Raw genomic sequence first — 12,030 nt, forward strand, 5'->3', positions numbered from 1 at the left:
ATCATAGTATACCACATTCCATGTCATAAATGGTATAATAAACAAGAGTAATTCTGTCAAATCTTTTGCAAAGGACTTGGATATTATGCCCAAAACCATTTCTGTTGCCGTGCCGGAAGCCTGTACTCTCTGCCCCAGGCAGTGCAAAGCCGACCGGGCCGCCGGGCAGACAGGCTTCTGCGGGGCGGGCCGCACCCTGAAAGCGGCCCGCGCTGCCCTGCACTTCTGGGAGGAGCCCTGCATCAGCGGCACCCGGGGCAGCGGCACGGTGTTTTTCTCCGGCTGCACCCTCAAGTGCTGCTTCTGCCAGAACTACCCCATCAGCGCCGAGGGGCTGGGCAAGGAGATCACCGTAGAGCGCCTGGCCGAGATTTTTCTGGACCTGCAGGCGCAGGGAGCCCACAACATCAACCTTGTCACGCCTGGGCAGTGGCGGCCCTGGATCATCGCAGCCCTCGACCTAGCCCGGGCGCAGGGGCTGCATCTGCCCATCGTCTGCAACACCGGCGGCTACGAGACCGTGGAGAGCGTGCACGCCTGGCGCGGCTTCATCGACATCTGGCTGGCCGACCTGAAATATGTTTCTCCTGCCCTTTCGGCAGAGCTTTCCGCCGCGCCGGACTATTTTGCACAGGCCAGGCCCGCCATTGAAGCCATGATGGCTCAGGCCGGGCACCCTGTTTTTGACAGCGAGGGCATCCTGCAGCGGGGCGTGATCCTGCGCCACCTTGCCCTGCCTGGCCATGTGGACGACAGCTTTGCCGTGCTCGATCAGATGGCGGCTTGGAACAAGGCCGACCCCGGGTGCTTCCTGCCCAGCGTGATGAGCCAGTACACCCCCTTCTATCAGGCGGCAGACCACGGCATCGGGCGGCGCATCACCACCTACGAATACCGCCGGGTGGTCAACTACGCTATGGATCTGGGCCTCAGCTCTGGCTATATGCAGCAGAAGAGCAGTGCAAAGGAAGAGTATACGCCCAGCTTTGACCTGACGGGGGTGTGAACCCCACCGTCATCCCTGCGGGATGCCACCGCCCCTAGTAGGGGCGGCCTTGGCAAAGCCATAAGGCTTTACGCAATGCCAAGGGCCCCACTATTAGGGGGGCTGTCACCGCAGGTGACTGAGGGGTTCTTTCGTCAAAACAACCAAAATTTCTTTTTCTTTTTCTCTCGGCCGAAACAGCATTTGCTTGCTATCCGGTGCGCAGTGCGGTATAATGGATACAACAATGTGTTCTCACATGAAATGGATCCCAGAAACGACTTTTTAGGAGGAGCGTTATGGAACACTACAATCCCATCCTCGGCAGCGAGCCCAACGGCCAGAAATTTATCACCTGCGGCGAGATCATGCTCCGTCTGACCCCGCCGAACTACGAAAAGATCCGCATGGCATCCAGCTTTGAAGCCAGCTACGGCGGCAGCGAGGCCAACATTGCACTGGCCCTGGCCAACCTGGGTGTGGACAGCACCTTCTTCAGCGTAGTGCCCAACAACAGCCTGGGCAAGAGCGCGGTGCGCTGGCTGCGCTCCAACGATGTGCATTGCACTCCCATGATCCTGACCGAGCCCAACGAGACCCCCTCCAACCGGCTGGGTACTTATTATCTGGAGACCGGATACGGCATCCGCGCTTCCAAGGTCATCTACGACCGCAAGCACAGTGCCATTACCGAGTATGACTTCTCTCAGGTCGATCTGGACGCTCTGCTGGACGGCTACGACTGGCTGCACCTGAGCGGCATTACCCCGGCACTGGGCCCCAACTGCCGCGGCCTCATCATCGATATGCTCAAGGTGGCCAAAAAGAAGGGCCTGACCGTCAGCTTTGACGGCAACTTCCGCTCTACCCTGTGGAGCTGGGAGGAAGCCCGCGATTTCTGCACCGAGTGCCTGCCTTATGTTGACGTTCTGCTGGGCATTGAGCCCTACCACCTGTGGAAGGACGACAACGATCACAGCAAGGGCGACTGGAAGGACGGCGTGCCCCTGCAGCCCAGCTATGAGCAGCAGGACGAGATCTTCCAGCATTTCATTGACCGCTATCCCAACCTCAAGTGCATTGCCCGCCATGTGCGCTATGCCCACAGCGGCAGCGAGAACAGCCTCAAGGCCTTTATGTGGTACGACGGCCACACCTTTGAGAGCAAGCTCTACACCTTTAATATTCTGGATCGCGTGGGCGGCGGCGATGCCTTTGCCAGCGGCCTGATCTACGCCATGCTCCACGACTACCGCGCCATGGACATGATCAACTTTGCCGTGGCAAGCAGTGCCATCAAGCACACCATTCACGGCGATGCCAACATCACCGATGATGTCAGCTCCATCCGCAACCTGATGAACATGAACTACGACATCAAGCGGTAACATTCCTTTATACGCAAAGATCCCCTCCGGTACGCGCACACCGGAGGGGATTTTCTTATTATGCTTCAATCTTACAGAAACACATCCAGCATCTTTTCCAGCGGGGTGCGGGTGTCAAGCTCCAACCCGGCTTTCTGTTTCAGCATCAGGATGCGGCGGACGCTCTCGTTGAGGCGTTCCTCGCTGATGGTTCCATTCTGCACAGCCTCCAGTACACCGTCAAAGGCTTCCGGCAGGTCGGGCGGCATCAGCAGAAGATCTGCCCCGGCGTTCAGCGCCGCTACAGCCGCTTCTACTGCAGAATAGTGGTCACGAATGGCTTGCATGGACAGCGAATCGGTGCAGATGACCCCAGTAAAGCCCAACTCCCCCCGCAGACGCTCGGTCAGCATAGTGTAGGAGAGCGACGCAGGCAGGCCGTCCTGCGTTGCATTGGGGGTGGTGATGTGGGCGGTCATTACTACGTCGGCCCCAGCTGCGATTCCAGCCGCAAAAGGCTTCAGCTCCGTCTCCCGCATCTCTGCCCAAGTCTTGGTGCTGCTGGCCGTGCCGTAGTGGCTGTCCTCTGCGGTATCTCCGTGGCCCGGGAAATGCTTGAGTGTGCAGAGTATGCCCGCATCGTGAAACCCTTGTACAGCGGAGGCCACCATCTGTGCCGCCTCTGCCGGATCCGACGAAAATGCTCGGTTCCCGATCACGGTATTGGCCGGATTGGTGTTCACATCTGCCACTGGAGCAAAGTCAAGATTCAGGCCGTAGGTTTTGAGGTAGCCTCCGATGATCTGCCCCATGGCACGGGCATTGGCCGGGTTCCCTGTTGTACCTACTGCCTGGGCACTCTGGTATTGGGGCAGATCAAAGCCGGAAGCATTGGCCAACCGGGCCACGCTGCCGCCCTCCTCGTCCACTGCGGTCAACAGACCGGTCCCGGATGCTGCCTGAAAATCTGCCAGAAGCTTTTTCAACTGCTCCGGGCTTTTCACATTCTGCCGAAACACCACAATGCCGCCCACCGGATACTTTTTCAGCCCCTGCCGTTCTGCCCAGGTCAGCCTTGTGCTATCAGACTGTCCACTGGGGTCCAGTGCCTCGACCCGCACCACGAACAGCTGCCCCACCTTTTCCCGCAGAGACATGGCAGCAAGCCGTTCCTCTACCGGGTCAATCTGGGCTGCTGCCGAGGCCGTCCCCGTCAGCAGCAGAGCCGCAGACAACAGCACAGCAGCTGCCCGCCGGATGATTTTTCGCACGAGAGACACCTCCTCTTTCTCTCAGTGTAGCACACCCTGCAAAGGTGCACAAGATGCAAAGATCCCCTCCGGTACGCGCACACCGGAGGGGATTTTCCATATCAAAAATGCATCAGGAAAGGATCATGCGGTCGTTGGCGAACTCGCCGCCGGACGCGATCTGGAACTTGGCCAGCAGGTCGGAGACGTGCAGGTTCTTCTTCTCTTCCCCGGAGACATCATAGATGATGTGGCCCTCGTGCATCATGATCAGGCGGTTGCCGTACTTGATGGCATCCTTCATGTTGTGGGTGATCATCATGGTGGTCAGGTGGTTCTCCTCCACGATCTTGGCCGAGAGGGTCAGCACCTTGAGCGCCGTCTTGGGGTCCAGAGCGGCGGTGTGCTCATCCAGCAGCAGGAGCTTGGGCTTGTTCATGGTAGCCATGAGCAGGGTCAGTGCCTGGCGCTGACCGCCGGACAGCAGGCCCACGCGGGCGGTCAGGCGATCCTCCAGGCCCAGGTCCAGGCTCTTCAGCAGTTCACGGTAGCGCTCCCGCTCGGCCTTGGTAATGCCGATCCTCAGGCCGCGGCGCTTACCGCGCCGGGCGGCCAGGGCAAGGTTCTCCTCGATCTGCATGGTGGCGGCGGTGCCGGTCATGGGGTCCTGGAACACGCGGCCGATGTAGGCGGCGCGCTGGTGCTCCCCCAGTTTGGTCACGTCGGTGCCGTCAATGATGATCTTGCCGCTGTCCACAGGCCACACACCGGCCACAGCGTTCAGCATGGTGGATTTGCCCGCGCCGTTGCCGCCGATGACGGTGACAAAATCACCTTCGTTCAATTTCAGGTTCAGACCGTTCAGGGCCGTTTTCTCGTTGACGGTACCGGCGTTGAAGGTCTTGGAAACATTCTGGATCTCAAGCATTTTTTGCATCCTCCTTCTGTGCCTTCTTTGCCGCGGGCTTTGCGAAGTACTTGCTCTTCCAATAGGGCACGGCCAGGAACACGGCCACCACGGAGGCGCTCAGCAGCTTGAGCAGGTTTGCATCAAAGCCGAGGGTCAGCACCAGCTGGATGACGATGTAGTAGATGATGGCACCCAGCGAAACGGACACCAGCTTGAGGGCAAAGTTGTGGAAGATGCGGCTGAACAGGGCCTCGCCGATGATGACAGCGGCCAGACCGATGACGATGGCACCACGGCCCATGCTGACATCGGCAAAGCCCTGATACTGGCTCAGCAGCGCGCCGGACAGGGCCACCAGACCGTTGGAGACAGCCAGACCCAGCACTACATTGAAGCTGGTGTTGATACCCTGGGCGCGGCTCATGGCGGGGTTGGAACCGGTGGCGCGGATGCCGCAGCCCAGCTCGGTGCCAAAGAACCAATACAGCATACCGACGACCACAGCGCTGACCAGAATGACCATGATGATGGGGTTGTGCAGGGCAAGCTCCTTGACCCAGCGCAGGGAGATCAGCAGGTCGTACTTGTCCACGTTGATGGACTGGTTGGCCTTGCCCATGATCTTCAGGTTGATGGAGTAGAGGGCCAGCTGGGTCAGAATACCAGCCAGAATGGCCGGGATGCCCATAAAGGTGTGGAGCAGACCGGTGACAAGGCCGGTGGCCAGACCGGCCAGCAGGGCGATGAAGAGCGCTGCCCAGACGTTCATGCCGGAGAGCAGGCACATAACGCAGACCGCGCCGCCGGTGCCAAAGGAACCGTCTACGGTCAGGTCAGCCACATCCAGGATGCGGTAGGTCAGGTACACACCAATGGCCATGATGCCCCAGATGAGGCCCTGCGCACAGGCACCGGGCAAGGCACCGGGCAGGTTGGCAAGTCTTGCAAGAATATCCAAAACGTTTTCCTCCTGTAACTACACTTTTTTCTGATACGGGAAAGCGGAGAAGAGCAAAAATTCGCTCTTCTCCGCTGATTTTATTGTAAAGTCTCTTCGTTACTGCAGCATGGACCCAGCGCCCCTATCAGGGGAGCTTTCTGCAAAGCAGACAGAGCGCCTGTTATTCCTCAATGGCCTCGTAACCCTCGGGAACGGTCATGCCCAGATCATCGCAGATGGTCTTGTTGTACTTCTTGGTCACGTTGGTGTACTCAACGGGCATGGTGGAGATATCGGCCTCACCGGTCAGGACCTTGGCAGCCATCTCACCGGTGGTGTAGCCCAGATCGTAGTAGCTGATGGACAGGGTCGCCACACCGCAGCCGGAGCAGATGCCCTCCTCACCGGCGAACACGGGCTTCTTGGCCGGGCGGCAGATGCCGTCGATGATGCCGGTGTTGGCAGCGCAGGTGTTGTCGGTGGGGACATACACTGCGTCGTTCTCGTCGGCAGCCTTCTGGCAGACAGAAGCCAGATCGTTGGAATCAGAGAAAGCGTACTGGGTGGCGGTAACGCCCTTGGTCTCAAGATACTTCTGGACCTCGTCTACCTGATACTGGCTGTTTGCCTCGGCAGAGCAGTAGAGCAGGCCCACCTTGGTGGCCTCGGGCAGCCACTCGGTGATCATATCCGCCTGCTGATCCAGCGGAGCCAGATCAGAGGTGCCGGAGACATTGCCGCCCACGGTGCCATCGAAATCGGTCAGGCCCAGAGCAACACCGTACTCGGTGACGGAGGTGCCCAGAATGGGGATGCTGTCGGTGGCAGCCTGTGCGGCCTGCAGGGCGGGGGTAGCGTTTGCCATGATCAGGTCAACGCCTGCGGAAACAAAGCCGTTGGCGATGGTGGCGCAGGTTGCGGAATCGTTCTGGGCGTTCTGGAAGTCAAAGGTGACATTCTCGCCGAACTGTGCGGTCAGAGCATCCTCAAAGCCCTGGGTGGCGGCATCCAGAGCGGCGTGCTCCACCAGCTGGCAGATGCCAACGGTATACTTCTGGCCGTCAGCCGCTGCGGAAGAAGCCGCAGCAGAGGAAGCGGTGGAAGAAGCAGCCGTGGAGCTGGAGGAACCGCCGCAGGCAGTCAGGGCAGCAGCTGCGCCGCAGACAGCGGCGGCAGACAGGAACGAACGACGAGAAATTTTACGCATGATATTACTCCCTCAATTCTACTTTCGCGGCAACAGGACACCGCATGAAAGTCAGTATTCAAGCGGCCAATCGCATCGCGCTGCCGCTTTACACTCGTGAAGTATATCACACTTTCCGCTCTAAAACAACCGGGAAACAGCCCGAATTATCAATCAAAGTAATTTTATCTATCACTTTTTTCGATGATTCTGTGCTGCATCTGCATTCCTTCGAGCTTTTTCAGCTCACCGTCCAGCCAGAGCAGATTTTCTTCCAGCTGGGGGCGGTACTCTTTTGCAAAGTCGTACCGGTAATACAGCGCCTGCCACAGCTTTTCCTGCATCCGCCGGGCAAACACCGGCTCAAACAGAGCGTCCAGCCGCTCCACGGTATCCTCCAACTCCATGCACACCTGCGCCCAGCGCACATCGGTGGCCTCCCGGGTGGGCACATCGTACCGGGCCAGATAATCCCCCACCCTTGCCGCAATGACCTGCCCGCCGCACTGGGTGGGCTGCAAAAAGTAGGATACCTGACCGTCCTTCGTGATTTCCTGCGCCAGCGGGTAAAGGGCGCAGACCAGCGGCTCGGCATCGTGGATGGCGCAGTGGTTCCCGGTGAGGAAGGGACAGTTGCCGCGCTCTTCCTTCAGCGGGGCCAGCCGCAGCACCGGCAGGCGGCTGACCCGCCCGATGCTTCCCCGGCAGAACGCCCGGGCCACGGTGCGTGGCGGCAGGCGCAGGCGGGCCGAGATGCGCCACAGGTCAAAGCCCGACAGCACGATGTCCTCCCGCCCCCGGCAGCAGCCGCCGCAGCCCGCGCAGGCAAACGAAAACGCCTCGTCCCGGGCAAGCAGGGGCGCGGTGCGGGTAAAATCGGTGCGGCCGCAGAGATCGACCTGTGAATCCTTGAGCATGATGGTTCTCCTGTTCTGTGAATGGTTTTGTTCCATTGTACCACAAAGCCAGGCACAGAAAAAGGGAGCGCATCCGCTCCCCTGTTCAGGACCCCCGGCTCACACGGCGGTAGACTGTTACGGCATCCTCGATGTGGTAGGGCGCGGTGCTGTGGTTTCCCCCTGCCCCGGCCGTGACCAGAATGTATTCCCTGCCCTTCACCTCGGCCAGACTGGCAAGGCAGAGCCCTGCCTCCCCGGTGTAACCGGTCTTACCGCCCAGGATCCGACCACTGTGCAGCTCTGTGCCGTCCAGCTGGCTCAGCAGGGTGCTGTGCATCGTGAACCCCTGCGGGTGGCAGTTGGTGGCCGGAACGGTATACCGCTCCGTGGTAAACAGCTTGCGGAAGGTCTCGTTCTGCAGGGCTGCTTCCGTCAGCCGGGCCATATCCCGCACGGTGGAAACATGCTCCGGGTCGTGCAGGCCGGTGGGGTTGCAGAAATGTGTGCCGGTCATCCCCAGCTCTGCCGCTTTCTGGTTCATCCGGGCCGCAAAGGCTTCCTCGCTGCCGCTCACCTCCCGGGCCAGCGCTTCGCAGCACTCGGCCCCTGAGGGCAGCATGGCACCGTACAGCAGATCCCGCACTGTGGCCGTTTCCCCGGGCTGAAACCCTGCCAGCGAGGCATTCTGGGCCTGCAGAGCCGGAAAGATCTCCTCGGGCAGGGTCACGGGCGTGTCGAGGTCCGGGTTTGCTTCTATGGCCAGCAACGCCGTCATCATCTTGGTCATGGAAGCCGGATAGATCGTGCTGTCGGCATCCTTTTCGGCCAGCACCTCTCCGCTGTCGGCCTGCAGTAAAATGGCATGGGGACTGTTCAGCCCATCCAGCGTGACCCACCGGGGCCACAACAGCAGAAGCAGGGTCGCCAGCACCAGCAGCCAGAACAGCCGTCGGAAGGCTCTGCGCCGGTGCTTCCGGCGGTGCGGTGAAGTTTTCATTCTCGTTCTCATCCTTTTTTGCAAAATCAAAAGCGCTTTCATCCCCTAATACGGGACGAGAGCGCCTTTTTCTGCAAAAAGTGGGGCCGCCCCACAAAAATTTGTGCGGCGGCCCCAAGCCAGTTTAATATTTTACCTTTTTACGTCATTTACAGAAGCGTGTTCAGTGCTGTGCCTTATGGAACATGCTCTTGCGCTTACGCTCCAGCAGATAACCGGCAGCCAGCAGGACACCGCCTGCACGCACCAGAACATCTGCCATCCAGTTGGTGGTACCGGTCTGGATCAGCTTGCCGCTCTCCGGGCGGGCATCCTGTACCGGCGGGTTCACGGGGGTCTCCGGGGCGGGCGTGGTCTTAGCGACTGCCTGCTCCACGGCGGGAGTGGTGGGCCGTGCATCCTGCACTGCCGGGGTAGTCGGCGTAGTGGGAGCCGGAGGAGTGGGAGCGGAATCCTCAGGCGTTTCCGGTTTCGGGTTCGTGGGGATCACAGGGTCGGTCACTTCCCGCAGAGCGCCGTAAATGGTCACGGTGTACCGTGCGGAGTCGGTGCCATCGATGTTATCGCCGGTAACCTTCACGTTGGAATCCGGGCCAAAGGCATCCAGCACGCCCGCTGCTGCGGTGGTGTTGGGGTTGTTCTGGCTCTCATAGCCCCAGACGATGGTATAGGTCTTGCCCTCATACTCGTACTCGGTGCCATAGACCATATCATAAGCGCTGGGAGCACCCTCTGCCTGTTTTTCGTAGTTGCCCCAGATGAGCTTGGTGTTGCCCTCTGCATCGGTGGTCTTGGTGAAGTTCAGGCTCTTACCGTTCACCACCATATCCCGCAGAATAACGACCTGATCGCCATTCTCAGCGGTCTGGTAGGCAGTGTCGAAATTGTATCCGGCCTGCTTCAGCTCTTCCAGTGCCTTGCCGATGATCTCCGGGTCATGGGAACCGTCCACATCCAGCATATAGTTCAGTGCGGCGGCGGGTACCCACACGGAGAGATACTGTTTCCCGGTCTCCTTGTTCAGGTCAGAGAGGTAGGTGTAGGTCTGGCCGTTATAGGAAAGGGCATCGAAGTTTGCGTGGGCATCATCCTTGGTCAGCAGGAAGTTGGTCAGCTTGTCGCCCTGATCGTTCACCGGCCACAGGGTGTTGTCGGCCTTGTAGTCATAGGTCAGCGTGCCGCCGGTAACGATGAGCTTCTGGCCCACAGTCGGTATCTTTTTTATCGAGGGGTTAAGGGTAATCGTTGTTGCTTCCACATGGGAATTGTTTTTGATGTGGATGGTGCTGTTATCACCGTAAGCAAACAGTCCTGCCTTGTCGTATTTTCCCCTCACAAGAACAGTACCATTATCCACGACCAGTTTAGCATTCTTGCCCAGACCAACTGCCGTATAGGAATTCTCCATATCGGAAATTAGCTGTCCATTGTCATCAACCAGAATTTCATGTCCCCGGGCAGAGGTTGCCTGAATCCCCCAGTTACCCCGCGTACCGCCTGTTAGATGATATCGGCTGTTTCCGGTCACACGCAGTTTCAGGCCCTTACCATCACTGCCGCCCAGAGCATACATTGCCTGATGGGTGTTCTTGGAGGTCACAACGCTGTTGTTTGCGATTTCAACCTTCTGGAAACCGGCGTAAATTCCACGGTTTGCATCGATATCCACCGTGCTGTCGTTCACCGTCAGATTGCCAGTCCCGCCACGCTCATTATAAATGCCCCAGGTTCCCGCATCCGGGTTTTCAGAAGTAACTTTGATTTCGGCCTCTGTGCCATTTTTAAAGGTGATATTACTGTCACCGTGGGCGGCAATGCCATAGCCTGCGGCATTCGGGGTTTCCGGGGTAATATTGATATCGACTTCTGCATTGTCGAACGTGATGTCCCCGGCAGATTTGAGTAGATTTCCCTCTTTATCTTTTCCGGCACCTTCATAGTCAATGCCGAAGCTGCTGCCAGCAATATTCAGCGTACTATCCTCCACAGTCAGGCTTGCATCCGAGCCTTGATGTCCGTAAATACCGGTTGTAGCATCACTGATATCCAGCGTACTGCCATCCTCGACTGTGATATCATCCCAGCTGGCAATGCCAATACCGGTATGCGGCGCTTGCTTTGCATTGTCCTCTACACCGTCTATCGTTAAGGAAGAGCCGCCGGAGATGGTCAAATCACCATGCTGGGTCACACCACGGCCAGCCTGCGTAGAACCAGAGGTTTTTGTCTCCTCAATGGTCACGTTCGCCCCGTCTGTGATTTCCACGTCCGAGCCATCTGCCATTACCAGACCGCCTGTGGTATCACTGATGGTCAGCGAACCGCCCGCGGGGCTTTCCGTTTCTTCTGTGTCTGTTTCCGCAGTTTCGGTCTTTTCTACACCGCCGCTGATGGTCAGCTTGGTATTTGCACCCTCACTGGCATCCGAGCTGTCACTTGCGCCTTCGCCGCCCACACGGATGCCCTCAATATTGACGTTATCCTTAGAGATATCGTGTCCTCCGCCCTCGGTCACTTTGTCGATTGCTTCAGAACCATCAATAGTATTATCCCCTTTAAGGGTGATATCCACGTCGGAATTATCCCGTGCGTTGATGCCCGCTGTGGCATTTTCCGTCAGATTGATTTTGGTATTATCCAGCGTCAGGTCAACGTTGGTTTCCTTGTTATCATCATCATCTTTCAGATTCACACCGATATCAATGCCGTTGCCGCCGGTGGTCAGGTTGGAATCCTTGACTGTCAGGTCAACATCTGCACCCTCGCCCACCTTGATGATGGTTTTATCCCCTGTGTTCCCGGTATCCGGGGCCGCTTCTGCCGAGGTGTCAGTCTGGGTGCTGGTGTCGCTGGTATCTACATTCACGCCGTCAAGAATGATATCCACATCACGTTTGCCCTTATCGTTCGTGACATCTTCTTCCACAGTGACAGTATTGTCCGTTGTTGTACCCTCTGTCTGCTTGATGATGATTTGGCCATGGTCTTGGGTATCCTGATCCACATAGACATTCTCCGTTTTGCCTTCAGTCTGGTTCTGATAACTGAACGCGCCATTACCATCCTGATCAACAGTTACACTGCCATCGCCCAGATAATACGTCACCGCAGAAGCACTGGGGCCAACTGCGCTCACTGCAACCGCAGTGGCCAGCGACATTGCTGCCAACTTGAATTTCTTGTTTGTCATTTTTCTTCTGCTCCTTTCCAGTTCATGCTCACATGATCGAAAAGTGGTGGTCAAACAGCAGGCCGATCCTTTGTCAACTGTTTTTGCATGGGAACGCGTTTCTCCCAAAAGCGTTTCCATCCCTATGATAGCATACCGTATGAAAAAATCAAGCAAAAATAGAAACTTTTGGCAATTTCTTTGCCAGCGAAAGAAAGTACCGCACAAAAACAACAAACCCCCAAGGAATTTCTTCCTCAGGGGTTTCATGTAAGTCGGCGACTACCTATTTTCACGCGCCGTTTCCAGCGAACTATCTTGGGCACG

General features: G+C 57.8%; 9 protein-coding genes. 2 read left to right on the top strand and 7 right to left on the bottom strand.

All coding sequences use genetic code 11. The features are described from left to right. The first annotated feature begins 85 nt into the window (after positions 1-85). Both J3353_RS14750 and J3353_RS14755 read left to right on the top strand, forming a co-directional pair. On the top strand, positions 86-1,006 hold the full coding sequence (locus tag J3353_RS14750) for a radical SAM protein (protein WP_097771779.1): 921 nt from the start codon (positions 86-88) through the stop codon (positions 1,004-1,006). A gap of 278 nt (positions 1,007-1,284) precedes the next feature. Continuing rightward, positions 1,285-2,373, top strand: coding sequence for a sugar kinase (locus J3353_RS14755; protein ID WP_207685136.1), 1,089 nt, complete (start codon positions 1,285-1,287; stop codon positions 2,371-2,373). A 71-nt stretch (positions 2,374-2,444) separates the two neighbouring features. On the opposite strand, the gene nagZ is transcribed toward J3353_RS14755, so the two are convergent. The 7 genes from nagZ to J3353_RS14790 form a co-directional block, all read right to left on the bottom strand. Then, the gene (gene nagZ, locus J3353_RS14760) at positions 2,445-3,623 is read right to left on the bottom strand and encodes a beta-N-acetylhexosaminidase (protein WP_370569214.1); all 1,179 of its coding nucleotides are present in this window, start codon (positions 3,621-3,623) and stop codon (positions 2,445-2,447) included. A 112-nt stretch (positions 3,624-3,735) separates the two neighbouring features. Further along, a complete protein-coding gene (locus J3353_RS14765) occupies positions 3,736-4,530 on the bottom strand; it encodes an ABC transporter ATP-binding protein (protein ID WP_156072239.1) in 795 nt (264 codons plus the stop codon). Next, complete coding sequence (locus J3353_RS14770) at positions 4,523-5,470, bottom strand: ABC transporter permease (RefSeq protein ID WP_207685138.1); 948 nt, start codon at positions 5,468-5,470, stop codon at positions 4,523-4,525. The genes J3353_RS14765 and J3353_RS14770 overlap by 8 nt, the downstream gene beginning before the upstream one ends. Positions 5,471-5,633: 163 nt before the next feature. Next, positions 5,634-6,659: an ABC transporter substrate-binding protein gene (locus J3353_RS14775; protein ID WP_207685139.1), complete on the bottom strand. Its 1,026-nt coding sequence runs from the start codon at positions 6,657-6,659 to the stop codon at positions 5,634-5,636. A gap of 164 nt (positions 6,660-6,823) precedes the next feature. Next, positions 6,824-7,555: a YkgJ family cysteine cluster protein gene (locus J3353_RS14780; RefSeq protein WP_242700992.1), complete on the bottom strand. Its 732-nt coding sequence runs from the start codon at positions 7,553-7,555 to the stop codon at positions 6,824-6,826. Positions 7,556-7,640: 85 nt separating this feature from the next. Then, entirely contained in the window at positions 7,641-8,534 is an 894-nt protein-coding gene (locus J3353_RS14785) for a D-alanyl-D-alanine carboxypeptidase family protein (protein ID WP_242700993.1), read from the bottom strand. A 163-nt stretch (positions 8,535-8,697) separates the two neighbouring features. After that, positions 8,698-11,724 (bottom strand): hypothetical protein, encoded by a 3,027-nt coding sequence (locus J3353_RS14790; protein WP_207685142.1) that lies wholly within the window; start codon positions 11,722-11,724, stop codon positions 8,698-8,700. Between the last annotated feature and the right edge of the window lie 306 nt (positions 11,725-12,030).

The organism is Faecalibacterium sp. Marseille-Q4137 (genome assembly GCF_017377535.1).
In the GTDB taxonomy this organism is placed as follows: domain Bacteria; phylum Bacillota; class Clostridia; order Oscillospirales; family Ruminococcaceae; genus Faecalibacterium; species Faecalibacterium duncaniae.

Bases quoted from the DNA above. Each gene is read 5' to 3' on its own strand.
- J3353_RS14750 (WP_097771779.1), top strand. From the start codon at position 86: ATGCCCAAAACCATTTCTGTTGCCGTGCCGGAAGCCTGTACTCTCTGC.
- J3353_RS14755 (WP_207685136.1), top strand. From the start codon at position 1,285: ATGGAACACTACAATCCCATCCTCGGCAGCGAGCCCAACGGCCAGAAA.
- J3353_RS14765 (WP_156072239.1), bottom strand. From the start codon at position 4,530: ATGCTTGAGATCCAGAATGTTTCCAAGACCTTCAACGCCGGTACCGTC.
- J3353_RS14775 (WP_207685139.1), bottom strand. From the start codon at position 6,659: ATGCGTAAAATTTCTCGTCGTTCGTTCCTGTCTGCCGCCGCTGTCTGC.
- J3353_RS14780 (WP_242700992.1), bottom strand. From the start codon at position 7,555: ATGCTCAAGGATTCACAGGTCGATCTCTGCGGCCGCACCGATTTTACC.
- J3353_RS14785 (WP_242700993.1), bottom strand. From the start codon at position 8,534: ATGAAAACTTCACCGCACCGCCGGAAGCACCGGCGCAGAGCCTTCCGA.
- J3353_RS14790 (WP_207685142.1), bottom strand. From the start codon at position 11,724: ATGACAAACAAGAAATTCAAGTTGGCAGCAATGTCGCTGGCCACTGCG.